Below are 15,668 nucleotides of genomic sequence, written 5' to 3' on the forward strand. Positions count from 1 at the left end.
ATGAGGGGGAATCGATGAAGACGTGGCTGCTTGCACTGTGCGCCGGGATCTTGCTGGTGGCATGTGCTGCGAATCCGCGGGCCGGGGACGTGGTCCACTATGATTTTGGCAGTTCGGGCGCGGGCGGCACTGCCTGGCCCGTTTCGCCTGGTGCGGTGGAAGTTCAGGCGGCGTCATGGCTTGCGGGACCTGCGATGCATTATCGGCTCGGCTTTGCCGAACCTCTGCGCCGCCAGAGCTATGCAGGCAGCCGTTGGGCGGCCGCTCCGGCCGAATTGCTGGAAAGCGCGCTGAGGCGTCGCCTGGCGGCAGTGGACCCGAACGCGCGTGGCGCGGGGTGCCGGCTGCAACTGGTGCTTGACGAGTTCGAGCAGCGCTTCGACGACCTGCAGAACAGCCAGGCGGTGATCGAGCTGCGCGCCCAGTTGGTGCCGGCACGCGGTGGCGATTCCCTGGTGCGCCGCGGCTTTCGCAGCGCGCGGCCGGCGGCCACCGCCGATGCGCGCGGCGGCGCAGGCGCGGCACGTGATGCCGTGCAGGCACTGGGTGACGATCTGGGTCGCTGGCTGGCCGATCTTGCGCGCGAAAATCCCGGCATCCTTGATCGTTGCCGGACCTGACCGACCTGACTGGAATTCCCCCATGAGCAATCCCTACGCTTCAGGACTGGACAAGAACCCGGCGAACTATGTTCCGCTGACGCCGCTATCCTTCATCGAGCGCTCGGCTTATATCTATCCCGACCACGTGGCCACCATCCACGGCGAGCGACGCTACACCTGGCGCCAGGAATACGAGCGGGCCCGGCGCCTGGCTTCAGCGCTGGCCGCTCAGGGAGTCGGCGCCGGCGACACGGTGGCGGCGATGCTCAACAACACGCCGGAGATGTTTGAGTGCCATTTCGGCGTGCCGATGTGCGGCGCCGTGCTCAATACGCTCAACACGCGCCTCGATGCGGAGACCATCGCCTTCATGCTCAACCACGGCGAGGCAAAGGTACTGATCACCGACCGCGAATATTCTCCGATGGTGAAGAAGGCGCTGGCCGAACTGGGTCGCGAGATCTTCGTCGTCGATGTCGACGACCCCGAATACTTCGGGCCCGGCGAGCGCCTCGGCAGCATAGCCTTCGAGGCTTTCATCGCCGGCGGCAATCCCGACTATGCGTGGCAGACACCCGCGGACGAGTGGGATGCGATTTCGCTCAACTATACCTCGGGCACCACCGGCAACCCCAAGGGCGTGGTCTATCACCATCGCGGCGCCTATCTCAATGCCTTGTCCAACATCGTTTCCTGGGGCATGCCACCACAGGCGATCTACCTGTGGACGCTGCCGATGTTCCATTGCAACGGCTGGTGCTTCCCGTGGACCGTGGCGGCGAACTCGGGCACCAATGTCTGCCTGCGCCGCGTTGATCCGAAGCTGATTCTCGATGCCATCCGCGAACACAAGGTCAGCCATTACTGCGGCGCGCCCATCGTGCATTCGATGCTGATCAGCGCCCCGGCCGAGTGGCGCGCCGGGATCAACCACAAGGTGTCGGCGCTGGTCGCTGCGGCGCCGCCACCGGCCGCCGTGATCGAGGGCATGAACCAGATCGGCTTCAACATCACCCATGTCTACGGCCTGACCGAAACCTACGGCCCGGCGGCGGTCTGCGCCAAGCACGAGGCCTGGCTCGATCTGCCGCTCGATGAACAGGTGCGTCTCAATGGCCGCCAGGGCGTGCGCTACCACTGCCAGGAAGGCATCACCGTGATGGACCCGGAGACCATGCAGTCCGTACCCTGGGACGACCAGACCATGGGCGAGATCATGTTCCGCGGCAACATCGTGATGAAGGGTTACCTGAAGAACCCCAAGGCTACCGAGGAAGCCTTCCGTGGCGGCTGGTACCACACCGGCGACCTCGCCGTGATGCAGCCCGACGGCTACGTGAAGATCAAGGACCGCAGCAAGGACGTGATCATTTCCGGCGGCGAGAACATTTCCTCGATCGAGGTCGAGGACATGCTCTACCGCCATCCGGCGGTGATGGGCGTCGCCGTGGTTGCCACGCCCGACCCCAAGTGGGGCGAAGTGCCCTGCGCCTTCATCGAGCTGCGCGAGGGAGCGACGGTGACGGCCGAGGAACTGACCGAGTTCTGCCGCGAGCGGATGGCCCGCTTCAAGGTACCCAAGCGCTTCATTTTCGAGCCGCTGCCGAAGACATCGACCGGCAAGATCCAGAAGTTCGTGCTGCGCGAGAAGGCAAAGTCCACTGCCGCCATCGAGTAATCAAGGTGATCCCGAGGAGACAAGTATGAACGCACCCGAAACCCTGGCCCCGCTGCTATTGCGTGAAGATCGCGACGGCGTGACCACGCTGACGCTGAACCGGCCGAGCCAGTTCAATTCCCTGTCCGAGGAGATGCTGAGCGAATTGCAGGCGACCCTGGATGCGATCGCTCGCGATCCATCGCTGCGTGTCGTCGTCATCGCCGGCGCCGGCAAGGCCTTCTGCGCCGGCCACGACCTCAAGCAGATGCGCGCCAACCACTCCAAGGCCTACATGCAGAAGCTGTTCAAGCAGTGCGGGCGGATGATGATGACCCTCGTCGCGATGCCGCAGCCGGTGATCGCCCGCATCCACGGCATCGCCACCGCGGCGGGTTGCCAGCTGGTCGCCATGTGCGACCTGGCGGTGGCGGCGGACGGCGCCAGGTTTGCCGTCTCCGGTGTCAATCTCGGCCTGTTTTGTTCGACGCCCTCGGTTGCACTGGGACGCGCCATGGGCCGCAAGCAGGCCATGGAGATGCTGCTCACCGGCGACTTCATCGATGCGGCCGAGGCGCAGCGGCGCGGGCTGGTCAATCGCGTCGTGCCGCTCGAGCAGCTCGACGCGGAAGTGAAGAAACTCACCGATTCGATCTGTGCCAAGTCCGCCGTCGCCATCGGCATGGGCAAGCAGATGTTCTACAAGCAACTGGAAATGGGCCTGGAAGGCGCCTACCAGCTTGCTTCGGAGACCATGGCTTGCAACATGATGTCCGAGGACGCCGGCGCCGGCATCGACGCCTTCATGGACAAGCGCAAGCCGGAGTGGAAGCATCGCTGACGTACTGAAGAGTCGGCGCTGGCGCAACGGCGATTGAGGGGATGACGCAGTCGCCATCCGCTGATCCGGCATCGAGCCTGCTCGCGCTGGTCGACGGGCTTGTCGCCGAGTTGAGGCCGGGTGCGCGCGCGATGGCCCGGCTGGACAGCCGGTTGGACAGGGACCTGGGGCTGGACAGCCTGGCCCGGGTCGAGTTGCTGGCGCGCATCGAAGCCACATTCGGCATCCGCTTGGGCGAGGCCCTGCTCGGCAGCGCCGAGACGCCGCGCGACCTGCTCGCCGCCATCGTCGGCGGTGGCGAGGTCGGGGCCGATGACCGCCCACACGAGCGCCGTGCGGCGCTGGATTCGAGCCATACGGATGTTCCGGACCAGGCGGCAACCCTGGTCGAGGTTCTGCTTTGGCATGCGCGGCAACATCCGGCGCGGCCGCATGTCCTGTTCCAGCGCGGCCCGACGGAAATCGTGACGCTGACCTACGATGATCTGCTGGCCACCGCGCGCCGGCTTGCTGCCGGCTTGCGCGACCGCGGCGTGCGGCCTGGGGATTTCGTCGCGGTGATGCTGCCGACCGGGCTGGAGTTCTTCCACTCCTTCTACGGCATCCTGCTCGCGGGCGCCGTACCGGTGCCGATCTACCCGCCGACGCGGCCGGGCCAGATCGAGGATCACCTGCGACGCCAGGCCGGGATCCTGAAAAACTGCGAAGCGGTCGCGCTCGTGAGCTTCGATGCCGCGCGCATGGTGGCCCACATACTTTCCAGCCTGGTGCCCAGCCTGCGCACGGTGACCACGGCGGAAGACCTTTGCCGGGCGGGCGCCGACGGGGTAGGGCAGCTTGACCATCCCGGCACGCCCGGGGAGATCGCCTTCCTCCAATACACGTCGGGTTCGACCGGCAGCCCCAAGGGCGTGACGCTCGATCACCGCAACCTGCTGGCCAACATCCGGGCCTGGGGCGAGGCCGTCGCCTTGACCCCGGCCGACGTGGTGGTCAGCTGGCTGCCGCTGTACCACGACATGGGCCTGATCGGCGCCTGGCTGGGCAGCCTGTATCACGCCTGCCCGTTGGTGTTGATGTCGCCGCTGGATTTCCTCGCGCGCCCCGAACGCTGGCTGTGGGCGATCCACGAGCATCGCGGTACCGTAACCGCCGCACCCAACTTCGCTTTCGAACTGTGCCTGCGCCATCTCGACCCGCAGCGACTGCAGGGCCTGGACCTGGCTTCCTGGCGCTACGCAGCGAACGGTGCCGAACCGGTGGCGGCCGATACGCTGGCCCGCTTTGCCGCGGCCTTTCGTCCTTACGGCTTTCGCGGCCAGGCGCTGGCGCCGGTTTATGGTCTCGCCGAATGTTCGGTCGGGCTCGCCGTCTCGCCGCCGGGTCGCGGCCCGCTGATCGACCGGGTGCAGCGTGAGGCATTGGCCCTGGGCGAGGCACTCCCGGCGGCGAACGATGACGCGGAGGCGTTGCAGATCGTGGCCTGTGGCCGGCCACTGCCCCGCCACCAGGTACGCATCGTTGACGCTGAAGGCCGCGAATTGCCGCCACGCCGCGTCGGTCGCCTGGAATTCCGTGGCCCCTCGGCGACGCGCGGCTACTACCGCAATGCGGAGGCCACCGCCTTGCTCATGCGCGATGGCTGGCTGGATTCCGGTGACCTGGCATACCTTGCCGATGGCGACATATATATCGCCGGCCGCCTCAAGGACATGATCATCCGCGGCGGGCGCAACCTCTACCCCTACGAGTTGGAAGACGCCGTCGGCGGCCTGCCCGGCGTGCGCCGCGGCTGCGTCGCCGTGTTCGGTGCCAAGGTGTCGGGGCTGGGGACAGAGAAACTGGTGGTGGTGGCCGAAAGCCGATTGACGGATGCCGCGGCAAGACAGGATCTGGTCCGGCGCATCGATGCATTGGCGGTGGATCTGCTCGGCGCGCCGCCGGACGAAGTGGTGCTGGCGGCGCCCAACTCCGTACTCAAGACCTCCAGCGGCAAGATCCGGCGCGCGGCCACGCGGGATGCGTATTGCGGCGATGGCTTCGGTCATCGTCCGCGGGCTCCGTGGCGACAGTTGCTGCGCCTGGCGGTGGCCGGAGCCTGGCGCCGCCTGGACAACTTCGGCGCGATGCTGTACGGCGTTTATGCATGGGGCATTCTCGGCGCGTTGGTGGTGCCGTTTGCCGCCATCGCACTCCTGGTACCCGGCCTTGGCTGGCGCTGGCGCTGCTGCGCTGGCCTGGTGCGGACCGCTTTGCGCCTGTGCGGCATCCCGCTACAGGTGGATGGACTGGAGCGCCTGCTGCCCGGCCCCCAGGTTTTTGTCGCCAACCACGCCAGCTACATCGATGGTTTGATCGTGATCGCGGCGCTGCCGTTCCCCGTCGCCTTCGTCGCCAAGGCCGAATTGGCCAGCCACCCGCTGGCGGGCCGACTCCTGCGCCGCTTTGGCGTGGAGTTCGTCCAGCGTTTTGACGTTCGCCAGGGGGTGGATGACGTGCGTCACCTGGCCGTGCTTGCCGCCACGAGGCCCTTGTTCTTCTTTGCCGAAGGAACCTTCACGCGGAGGTCCGGGCTGCGAACATTCCGGCTCGGCGCGTTCCAGATTGCCGTGCAGAACGGCCTGAGCGTCACGCCGGTCGCTCTCGCGGGTACCCGTGATGTCCTGCGCGACGAGTCCTGGCTGCCGAAGCGAAGTGGCGTCCGTGTCAGCATCGGTGAAGCTGTCGCCGTCCAAGGCGATGGCTGGGCCGCCGCGCTGCGCACGCGTGATGCGGCACGAGCGGTGATCCTCAGGGAATGCGGCGAACCGGATCTCGGTGGCGATGAGGCGTGATGGCGGAGCATCGCAGCGGTGAGTCGGTGCGATGTTTCAGCAGCATGCGGCGGCGACACGATGCAGCTTTTCGATTACGACGAGCGCCTCTACCATGCTGTTGACCGGAATCATGGCTTCGCGGCCGCTGCCGAAGGCGCCACCAACGCAAGAGATCTTTGGTTCACAGCGAGTAGGCTCGACGAACTGGATGATGCCGAGGTTGATCCAACGCCGCTTGCCCGTTTCGTCAATCGGCACTTCGTGGACACAGAAGGCCGTGAAGCCGGGAATCACCGGCTGGGCGTAGCCCGTCGCCGTGCCGGCGGCTGTTTCACCTACCACCAGAAATGTCCGAAACAGGCTCAAGGGAGTCCTCCACCGCGAGCGCAGGATCGGCTCGCCGAAGGGCAACGCAGACTCGTTCGAAGGCTGGCGCCGTGGATGATCCCACAGGCTTGCGCATTCGAGAGCGCCACCGCATAATCGACCGACACAACAATTCATGTGTCGCCGACCGGCGCACCCATCCCGACGACTGGCGCTTGATGGCAGACGATTGCATTCTGGAGACGAAGGGTCTCGTCAAGGAATTTCGCGGTTTCGTGGCGGTCAATGGCGTAGACCTCAAGGTCAGGCGCGGGCATATCCATGCGCTGATCGGTCCCAATGGCGCAGGCAAGACCACCTGCTTCAACCTGCTGACCAAGTTCCTCGAACCGACACGCGGCAGTATACATTTCAACGGCGTCGACTTTACCCGCGATACTCCAGAGCGTATCGCGCGGCGCGGTATCGTGCGCTCCTTCCAGATCTCCGCCGTGTTTCCGCATCTCACCGTGCTGGAGAACGTGCGCATCGCATTGCAGCGCAATCTGGGCACCAGCTTCCATTTCTGGAAGTCCGATCGCAGCCTTGACCAGCTCAACGGCCGCGCCATGGAACTACTGACCTCGGTCGGACTGGAAGCCCATGCCGGCATGGTGACAGTGGAGATGCCCTACGGCCGCAAGCGTGCGCTGGAAATCGCCACGACCCTGGCGCTCGACCCGGAACTCATGCTTCTCGATGAACCCACCCAGGGCATGGGCCATGAAGACGTGCACCGGGTCATGGAGCTGATCAAGCAGGTGTCGGCCAACCGCACCATCCTCATGGTGGAACACAACATGAAGGTGGTGGCCGGAATTTCCGACACGCTGACCGTGCTCGCGCGTGGCTCGGTGCTGGCCGAAGGGCCTTACGCCGAAGTGGCGGCCAATCCCCTGGTAATCGAGGCTTACATGGGTACCGAGGTCGCGGAACTGGCCTCGCCGGCGGGTCACTGATGAGCGCTACCGAGTTCCTCCGCGTATCCGACCTGCATGCGTTCTACGGCGAGTCCCATGTGCTGCATGGCATGGACTTCGCGGTGCGGCGCGGCGAATGCATTTCCCTGCTCGGCCGCAATGGTGCGGGGCGCACCACCACCCTGCGCGCGATTCTCGGCCTGACCGGACGGCGCACCGGCTCGATCATGCTCAACGGGCGCGAAGTGATCAACATGCCCTCGCATCGCATTGCCCAGCTTGGCGTCGGCTACTGCCCGGAAGAGCGCGGCATCTATGCCAGCCTGAGTTGCGAGGAGAACCTGCTGTTGCCGCCGCAGGTCGCCAGCGGCGGACTGACACTCGACGAGATCTACGAGATGTTCCCCAACCTCAAGGAACGTCGCAACAGCCAAGGGACGCGGCTGTCGGGTGGCGAGCAGCAGATGCTGGCGATGGCACGCATCCTGCGCACCGGGGCGCGCCTGCTGCTGCTGGACGAGGTGTCGGAAGGCCTGGCGCCGGTGATCGTGCAGAAAATAGCCGAGGTCATCCGCCAACTCAAGGAACGTGACTACACCATCATCCTGGTCGAGCAGAATTTCCGCTTTGCCGCCCCCCTGGCCGATCGCATGTTCATCGTCGAGCACGGCCAGGTGGTAGCGGAAATCCTGCAGGGCGAGATCGAACAGAAGCAGGATTTGCTGCAGGAATACCTCGGGGTCTGACGCTTCCGGCCCTGATCATTTTTTTCAAGGAGGAGACACCATGATGAAACGCAAGCTGCTGGCCCTGACCCTTTCCGCGTTGTTCCTGCCGGCCGCCGGGTCCGCGCTGGCGCAGGCCGGAAAGATATCCGGCGACGTGGTCAAGATCGCCGTGCTGACCGACATGTCCGGCGTGTATTCCGCGCTGGGCGGAAAGGGTTCGGTGCTGGGGGCCGAGATGGCGATCGAGGATTTCAAGGCCAAGTTCAAGCCCAAGTTCAAGATCGAACTTGTCTCCGCCGACCACCAGAACAAGGCCGACGTGGGTTCCAACAAGGTCCGCGAGTGGTACGACACTCAGGGCGTGGACATGGTCACGGACGTTCTGAATTCCGGCGTGGCGATTGCCGTGGCCAAGGTCACCACGGAAAAGAACAAGATCATGCTCAACACCGGCGCCGCGTCGACACGCCTGACGAACGAGGATTGCGCGCCCAGCAACGTGGTGCACTACGTGTATGACACCTACGCGCTGGCCAACGGCCCCGGCAAGGCGGTGACCAAGCAGGGCAAGGACAGCTGGTTCTTCCTGACCGCCGACTACGCCTTCGGCCATTCGCTGGAAAAAGATACTACCGATGCGGTCAAGGCCAACGGCGGCAAGGTGCTCGGTGCCGTCCGCCATCCGCTGAATGCGTCGGACTTCTCGTCCTTCCTGCTCCAGGCCCAGGCGTCGAAGGCAAAGGTGGTCGGCCTCGCCAACGCCGGTGGCGACACCATCAACTCGATCAAGGCGGCCAACGAGTTCGGCCTGACCAAGAACCAGACCGTGGTCGGCCTGCTGACGACCATTGTCGACATCCATGCGCTCGGCCTGCCTACCACGCAAGGCATGATGTTCACCGAGGGCTTCTACTGGAACCTGAACCAGGAAACGCGCGAATTCAGCCGCCGCTTCTTCAGCAAGCACAAGGGGATGCCCAACATGCTGCCCGCCGGTACCTATTCGGCGGTTTTGCATTACCTCAAGGCGGTGCAGGCGGCCGGTACCGACGATACGGCGGCGGTGATGAAGCAGATGAAGGCCACGCCGATCAACGACGCCTTTGCCAAGGGCGGCAAGATTCGCGACGACGGCCGCATGATCCATGACATGTACCTGGTCGAGGTCAAGAAGCAGAGCGAGTCGAAAGAGCCGTGGGACTACTACCACGTGAAGCAGGTGATTCCCGCCGAGGAGGCGTTCCAGCCGATGGCGCTGTCGCGCTGCGCCGCCGTGGCGAAAAAGTAGGCCGTCTGCCAATGCAGGGGATGTTCGCATGACGGAGATTTTCGGCGTACCCATACAGGCCCTGTTCGGCCAGCTCATGCTCGGGCTGGTCAACGGGTCCTTTTATGCCGTTCTGAGTCTTGGGCTGGCCGTGATCTTCGGCATGCTGAACATCATCAACTTCGCCCATGGCGCCCTTTACATGACCGGCGCCATGCTGGCCTGGATATTTCTCGAATACCTTGGCGTCGGCTACTGGTGGTCGCTGCTGCTGGCGCCGGTTTGCGTTGGCCTGATCGGCATCGCCATCGAGCGACTGATGCTGCAATGGCTGTACAAGCTCGACCACCTTTACGGCCTGTTGCTGACCTTCGGCCTGGCGCTGATGATCGAAGGCCTGTTCCGCGATCTGTATGGCGTCGCCGGCCAGCCCTACTCGATCCCCGAGGAACTGTCCGGCGCCTTCAACCTCGGCTTCATGTTCCTGCCCAAGTATCGCGCCTGGACCATCGTCGCTTCGCTGTCGGTCTGTCTGTTGACCTGGTACATGATCGAAAAGACGAGGCTCGGCGCCTATCTGCGTGCCGCCACCGAAAACCCCAGGTTGACGCAGGCTTTCGGCATCAACGTGCCGCTGATGGTGATGCTGACCTACGGCTTCGGCGTCGGCCTCGCCGGATTTGCCGGCGTGCTGGCCGCCCCGGCTTCCCAGGTCGGGCCGCTGATGGGCTCCAACCTGATCATCGTTGTCTTCGCCGTGGTCGTGATCGGCGGCATGGGTTCCATTCTCGGTTCGGTGGTAACGGGCCTCGCGCTCGGCATCATCGAGGGCATGACCAAGGTTTTCTGGCCGGAAGCCAGTGCCACCGTGGTGTTCATGATCATGGCGGTGGTGCTCATGATCCGTCCGGCCGGCCTGTTCGGGAGGGAGAAATGAGCCGGCGCGTCAGCATTGCCTACCTGATCGGACTCGGCTTGCTGCTGCTGGCGCCGATGTTCATCTATCCGATCCTGGTGATGAAGGTGCTGTGCTTCGCGCTGTTCGCCTGCGCCTTCAACCTGCTGCTGGGATTTACGGGTCTGCTGTCCTTCGGCCACGCGGTGTTCCTCGGCAGCGCCGCCTATGTCACCGGCCACGCCCTGAAGGTATGGGAGTTGCCGACCCTGCTCGGCCTGCTGGCCGGCGCCGGCGCCGCGACGCTGCTGGGCTGGGTGATCGGCAGCCTCGCCATCCGCCGCCAAGGCATCTATTTCGCCATGGTGACGCTGGCACTGGCGCAGATGGTGTTCTTCTTCTTCCTGCAAGCGCCCTTTACTGGTGGCGAGGACGGCCTGCAGGGCGTGCCGCGCGGAACCCTGTTCGGCCTCGACCTGGCCGACGACATCAACCTCTACTACCTGGTGCTGGCGATTTTTGCCGGCGCCTTCTGGCTGATCCAGCGCACCATCCATTCGCCTTTCGGGCAGATCCTCAAGGCCATCCGCGAAAACGAACCGCGTGCAATTTCTCTCGGCTACGACGTGGCGAAGTACAAGCTGCTGGCCTTCGTGCTGTCCGCGGGGCTGGCCGGCCTCGCCGGGGCGACCAAGACCCTGGTGTTCAAGTTCGCCACGCTGACCGACGCCCACTGGCACACCTCGGGCGAGGTGGTGCTGATGACGCTGCTGGGCGGCATGGGCACCGTGTTCGGGCCGGTGGTGGGGGCGACGGTCATCGTCACGCTGCAGAACGAACTGGCCGACAAGGTCGGGTCGCTGGTCACGGTGATCATGGGAGCGATCTTCGTCATCTGCGTGCTGGCTTTCCGCCGCGGCATCGTCGGCGAATCGCTGGCGCTATACCAGCGCATGATCGGTCAGAAGAGCCGCTGAAAGTTCCCAAAGGGACGCAGGGCACTGGCGCCGGCAACACGGCACCGTTGCCGCATCAGGGCTTGCGCAGCAGGGCCACCAGCATGGCCAAGGTCATGGCGCTGAACGCCGTCAGCGACCATTCCGCAATGGACAGGCCGAGGAACTTCCAGCCGGCCTCCGAGCACAGGCCGGATGCCTCGAACATCATCGGCCATCGCGTGCCGGCCCAATTCACGAAATGCTCCCACCACGGCTGGTCGGCGGTGCAATTCACGCCCTTGGCGAAACGTTGCAACCAGGTCTGGTAGGCCGCGATCCAGACTCCGGTCGCCGCCGTGGCGGCCATGACGAGCGCCATCAGACGTCGCGGCTGCTTTGATCCGGCGAGCATCCAGGCGGCACCCGATTCCAGCACCAGCAGCAGGTAGAGCATGCGCTGCAGGATGCACAGCGGACAGGCGGCCAGGTTCAGCGTCTGGGCCAGCACCACGCCTCCGGCGACCAGCCCCAGCGCCGTTGCGCCCGTGACGGCGAACAGGCCGCGCGGGGCGAGCAGGAGGGCGGACGCCAGAGGCATCGCCTACTTGCCCTTGCGCTCCTTGCGCACCTTGTCGACGATCGCTTCGGTGATCCTCAGCAGGTCCTGATAGCTGCTGGCGGCCTCGTTGTTGACCAGAAAGCGCCCGTCGACGGCAATGGACGGCACGCCGCCGATCCGGGCGGCGCCGGCGTCCTGGTCGGCGCGCTGAACCTTGGCCTGCATGGAAAAGCCGCTGAAGGCTTCGGCGAACTTCTTGGCGTCGGCGCCCTTGCTCGCTACCCAGGAGAACACGGCCTCGTCCGTCTTGAACTGGACGCGCTGTTCATGGATCGCGACGAAGACTGCGGCGTCGAGCTTGGCCAGGTCGCCGGTGGCTTCGAGCGCGTAGAAGATCTTCGAAAGGCGCGCCCACTCGGGGCGGTTGAAGCTCACCGGAATCCGGCGGAAGCTGACATCCTTGGGCAGGCTGGCGGCCCACTGGCTGATGGTGGGATGGAAATCGCTGCAATGATTGCAGCCGTAAGAGAAAAACTCGACGACCTCGATCTTGTCCTTGGGGCTGGCCAACGGGGGAGCAATAGCCTTGTACTCCTTGCCGGCCTGCGGTTCGGCGGCATGGCCGAGGCCGGGTGCGAGTAGCGCGGGAAGAAGGACGGCGAACAGCAGGGCAATCAGTTTCTTCATGAAAATCTCCGTGTAAAAGTGCTTGGAGCGGAATTCTAAGACAGCGTTCCCCATACAATGATGAAAGAGTGATTTTTTTGGCGTCGGCCGCGGCAAAGCGGCGTGGCCCGATTGCATTGCGGGCTTGCCGGAATTGAAGGAGCGATTGGGATGGACCGTTTGGCGGCAATGCAGGCTTTTGTCAGGGTGGCCGAAGCCGGCAGTTTCACGGCGGTGGCGGACCAGATGAATGTCGCGCGCTCCGCGGTGACGCGCCAGATCGCCGCGCTGGAAGCGCACCTGGGCGTCAAGCTGATGGCGCGCAGCACGCGGCGCCTGTCATTGACCGAAGCGGGCGCGACCTACCTGGAAGAGTGCCGCGCCATCCTCGACCGCATCGCCGAGGCCGAAGGCGGCCTGGCCGGCGAGCGTCAGACCCTGCGCGGCACCATTCGCACCACGGTGCCGCTGTCCTTCGGCCTGTTGCACCTGACGTCGCTGATCCTGGAGTTTTCGCAGGCGCATCCGGACATCCGCATCGACCTTGACTTCAACGACCGGCGCGTCAACCTGATCGAGGAGGGCATGGACCTCGGCTTGCGCATCACCGACCGGCTGCCCGACACCACCGTGGCGCGGCACCTGACGACCTGCCGCTCGGTGGTGGCCGCCGCGCCCGACTACCTGCGCCGGCATGGCGAACCGCGACATCCGGACGAACTGGCGCGGCACGACTGCCTGGCCTATTCGCTGACCTCGCGCAGCAGCTGGACCTTCCTGGTCGATGGCCAGCCGCATGCCGTCGAGATACGCGGGCCGATCACCGCCAACAACGGCAACGCGTTGCTCGAAGCCGCGCTGCGCGGCATGGGCATCCTCTACGGTCCGACCTTCATCGTCGCCGAGGCGATACGCGCGGGCACGATGGCGCCCATCCTCAAGGACTATCCGCTGCCCCTGCTGGGCATGTTCGCCGTGTTTCCCGGCAATCGCTTCGTACCGTGGCGCGTGCGCAGCTTCGTCGATTTCCTTGCCTCCCGCCTCGGTCCCGAACCCTACTGGGATCTTGGACTCGAACTGGGCTGAGCCATGGACATGCCGAAAAACCTCTTCAAGCAGCGCCTGCGCGAGAAGCGCCTGCAAGTCGGGCTGTTCGTCGGCCTCGCCAGCCACTACAGCATGGAGATACTCGCCGGCGCGGGTTTCGACTGGCTGGTGATCGATGCAGAGCATACGCCCAACATTCCCGCCAGCGTTCTGCCGCAATTGCAGGCCGCTGCCTCCTATTCGCCGCAACTGCTGGTGCGCCCGATGAACCATGATCCGGCGTTGATCAAGCAGTACCTCGACATCGGAGCGCAGACCCTGATGCTCCCACTGGTCGACGATGCGGAACAGGCCGGGGCGCTGGTGCGTGCCATGCGCTATCCGCCACAGGGTATCCGCGGCGTCGCATCTTCCATGGCGCGGGCCGCATGCTGGAATGGCGTCGAGGGCTACGTGCGGCAGGCCAATGACGAAGTCTGCCTGGTCGTGCAGATCGAAACCCGACAGGGACTGGAGAACCTCGACACGATCCTCGCCGTCGAGGGAGTCGATGCCGCCTTCATCGGTCCCGCCGACCTCGCGGCGTCGCTCGGCCACCTCGGCGACTCCGGGCACCCGGAAGTTCGGGCGGCCATCGAGGCTGCGCTGCAACGAATCGCCGCCTCGGGCAAGGCCGCCGGGGTATTCGTCACCGACCCGCAGTTGGCCCGGCACTATTGCAGTTGCGGCGCCGGCTTCATCGCCGTCGGCGGCGATACCACGTTGTTGCGCAATGCGGCCGTCAAACTTGCCGCCGCGTTTCGCGACGACGGGGCCGGAGTCGCGCGCTGACTTCTGGCACTACTACCTCGCTGGCGGGCAATACGGCAAAATCCGGCCTCTGTCGACACGACGAAAGCCTGCCATGAAGAATCCCGAACTCCTGCGCAATGCCTGCCTGATCGGCGGCGAATGGCTGGCGGCCAACGGCGCCATTATCGAGGTGCGCAATCCGGCCAATGGCCAACGGGTCGGCTCGGTGCCGAATTTCGGCGCGGCCGAGACGCAACGGGCCATCGATGCGGCGCAGGCCGCTTTTCATCCATGGCGGGCGAAGACGGCGGCGGAACGGGCGAAGATCCTCAAGCGCTGGTTCGAACTGATGATGGAGCACCAGGACGAGCTGGCGCGGCTGATGACGGCGGAGCAAGGCAAACCGCTGGCCGAAGCGCGCGGCGAGATCGCCTATGCGGCCTCCTTCATCGAGTGGTTCGCCGAGGAGGCGCGGCGCGTATATGGCGAGGTGATTCCGTCGCCGCTGCCCGACCGTCGCCTGATCGTGCTGAAGCAGCCGGTCGGTGTCTGTGCCGCGATCACACCGTGGAATTTTCCCGCGGCGATGATTACGCGCAAGGTGGCTCCTGCACTGGCGGCCGGCTGTACCATGGTGGTCAAGCCGGCCGAGCAGACGCCGCTTTCCGCGCTGGCGCTGGCCTGGCTCGGGCAGCAGGCAGGAATCCCGCCCGGGGTGCTCAACATCATCACGGGCGACCCGGTGGCGATCGGGGGCGAACTGACCTCGAACCCGAAGGTGCTGAAACTGTCCTTCACCGGCTCCACCGAGGTCGGCCGGCTCTTGATGGCGCAATGCGCGCCGACGATCAAGAAGCTGTCGCTGGAACTCGGCGGCAATGCACCTTTCATCGTGTTCGACGATGCCGACCTGGATGCGGCGGTTGCCGGGGCCATGCTGTCGAAGTATCGCAACACCGGGCAAACCTGCGTCTGCACCAACCGATTCCTGGTGCAGGAAGGCGTCCAGGAGGCCTTCGCACGGAAACTGGCCGTCGCCGTCGGTGCGCTCAAGGTAGGCGACGGCACCGAGGAAGGCGTGACGCAGGGTCCCCTGATCGACGGCTCGGCGCTGGCCAAGGTCGAGGAACTGCTGGCCGATGCGCTGGCCAAGGGTGCCCTGGTGCTATGCGGTGGCCGGCGCCACGCCCGCGGCGGCACCTTCTTCGAACCGACCGTGATCGCCGGTGCGACCGCCGCGATGCGCCTGGCGCGCGAGGAGATCTTCGGCCCGGTGGCACCGATCTTCAGCTTCAAGGACGAGGCGGAGGCGGTGTGCATGGCCAACGACACCGAGTTCGGCCTTGCTGCCTATTTCTACAGTCGCGACATAGCGCGCGCCTGGCGCGTGGGGGAAGCGCTAGACTATGGCATGGTCGGCGTCAATTCCGGGGTGATTTCCAACGAGGTGGCGCCCTTTGGTGGCATCAAGCAATCCGGGTTGGGCCGCGAAGGCTCGCGCCATGGCATCGAGGAATACCTGGAGATGAAATACCTGGCGATGGCCGGCTTGTAAGCATCCCGTCACGACGCGG

15 protein-coding genes are annotated in these 15,668 nt (G+C 65.0%); 12 read left to right on the forward strand and 3 right to left on the reverse strand.

The window, feature by feature from the left end; all coding sequences use genetic code 11:
* The first annotated feature begins 14 nt into the window (after positions 1-14).
* From J0M27_RS03470 to J0M27_RS03485, 4 genes are read left to right on the forward strand one after another with little or no spacing between them, the layout of a single operon-like run.
* Positions 15-620, forward strand: coding sequence for an ABC-type transport auxiliary lipoprotein family protein (locus J0M27_RS03470; protein WP_294987493.1), 606 nt, complete (start codon positions 15-17; stop codon positions 618-620).
* Between the two features lie 22 nt (positions 621-642).
* Entirely contained in the window at positions 643-2,280 is a 1,638-nt protein-coding gene (locus J0M27_RS03475; RefSeq protein WP_294987495.1) for an acyl-CoA synthetase, read from the forward strand.
* A gap of 25 nt (positions 2,281-2,305) precedes the next feature.
* Entirely contained in the window at positions 2,306-3,100 is a 795-nt protein-coding gene (locus J0M27_RS03480) for an enoyl-CoA hydratase (RefSeq protein ID WP_294987497.1), read from the forward strand.
* Positions 3,101-3,141: 41 nt separating this feature from the next.
* A complete protein-coding gene (locus J0M27_RS03485) occupies positions 3,142-5,934 on the forward strand; it encodes an AMP-binding protein (RefSeq protein ID WP_294987499.1) in 2,793 nt (930 codons plus the stop codon).
* 36 nt (positions 5,935-5,970) lie between these two features.
* Here the strand turns inward: J0M27_RS03485 and J0M27_RS03490 are convergent, their stop codons facing one another.
* A complete protein-coding gene (locus tag J0M27_RS03490) occupies positions 5,971-6,282 on the reverse strand; it encodes a hypothetical protein (RefSeq protein ID WP_294987501.1) in 312 nt (103 codons plus the stop codon).
* Positions 6,283-6,458: 176 nt separating this feature from the next.
* Here J0M27_RS03490 and J0M27_RS03495 point away from each other — a divergent pair, with 176 nt between their 5' ends.
* From J0M27_RS03495 to J0M27_RS03515, 5 genes are read left to right on the forward strand one after another with little or no spacing between them, the layout of a single operon-like run.
* The gene (locus J0M27_RS03495; RefSeq protein ID WP_365962100.1) at positions 6,459-7,241 is read left to right on the forward strand and encodes an ABC transporter ATP-binding protein; all 783 of its coding nucleotides are present in this window, start codon (positions 6,459-6,461) and stop codon (positions 7,239-7,241) included.
* On the forward strand, positions 7,241-7,948 hold the full coding sequence (locus J0M27_RS03500) for an ABC transporter ATP-binding protein (protein WP_294987505.1): 708 nt from the start codon (positions 7,241-7,243) through the stop codon (positions 7,946-7,948). The genes J0M27_RS03495 and J0M27_RS03500 overlap by 1 nt, the downstream gene beginning before the upstream one ends.
* Before the next feature lie 40 nt (positions 7,949-7,988).
* Positions 7,989-9,218 (forward strand): ABC transporter substrate-binding protein, encoded by a 1,230-nt coding sequence (locus J0M27_RS03505; protein WP_294987507.1) that lies wholly within the window; start codon positions 7,989-7,991, stop codon positions 9,216-9,218.
* Between the two features lie 28 nt (positions 9,219-9,246).
* On the forward strand, positions 9,247-10,134 hold the full coding sequence (locus J0M27_RS03510; protein WP_294987510.1) for a branched-chain amino acid ABC transporter permease: 888 nt from the start codon (positions 9,247-9,249) through the stop codon (positions 10,132-10,134).
* Entirely contained in the window at positions 10,131-11,069 is a 939-nt protein-coding gene (locus tag J0M27_RS03515) for a branched-chain amino acid ABC transporter permease (protein ID WP_294987512.1), read from the forward strand. The genes J0M27_RS03510 and J0M27_RS03515 overlap by 4 nt, the downstream gene beginning before the upstream one ends.
* A gap of 55 nt (positions 11,070-11,124) precedes the next feature.
* Here the strand turns inward: J0M27_RS03515 and J0M27_RS03520 are convergent, their stop codons facing one another.
* Both J0M27_RS03520 and J0M27_RS03525 read right to left on the reverse strand, forming a co-directional pair.
* Positions 11,125-11,628: a disulfide bond formation protein B gene (locus J0M27_RS03520; RefSeq protein ID WP_294987514.1), complete on the reverse strand. Its 504-nt coding sequence runs from the start codon at positions 11,626-11,628 to the stop codon at positions 11,125-11,127.
* 3 nt (positions 11,629-11,631) lie between these two features.
* Complete coding sequence (locus tag J0M27_RS03525) at positions 11,632-12,276, reverse strand: thiol:disulfide interchange protein DsbA/DsbL (protein WP_294987516.1); 645 nt, start codon at positions 12,274-12,276, stop codon at positions 11,632-11,634.
* 150 nt (positions 12,277-12,426) lie between these two features.
* On the opposite strand from J0M27_RS03525, the gene J0M27_RS03530 reads away from it, so the two are divergent.
* From J0M27_RS03530 to J0M27_RS03540, 3 genes are all read left to right on the forward strand, one after another.
* Positions 12,427-13,341 (forward strand): LysR family transcriptional regulator, encoded by a 915-nt coding sequence (locus J0M27_RS03530; protein WP_294987517.1) that lies wholly within the window; start codon positions 12,427-12,429, stop codon positions 13,339-13,341.
* 9 nt (positions 13,342-13,350) lie between these two features.
* Entirely contained in the window at positions 13,351-14,133 is a 783-nt protein-coding gene (locus J0M27_RS03535) for an HpcH/HpaI aldolase/citrate lyase family protein (RefSeq protein WP_294987519.1), read from the forward strand.
* Positions 14,134-14,206: 73 nt separating this feature from the next.
* Positions 14,207-15,649, forward strand: coding sequence for an NAD-dependent succinate-semialdehyde dehydrogenase (locus J0M27_RS03540; RefSeq protein ID WP_294987520.1), 1,443 nt, complete (start codon positions 14,207-14,209; stop codon positions 15,647-15,649).
* Positions 15,650-15,668 lie beyond the last annotated feature (19 nt).

Source organism: Sulfuritalea sp., from assembly GCF_017302275.1.
Taxonomy (GTDB): Bacteria; Pseudomonadota; Gammaproteobacteria; order Burkholderiales; family Rhodocyclaceae; genus Sulfuritalea.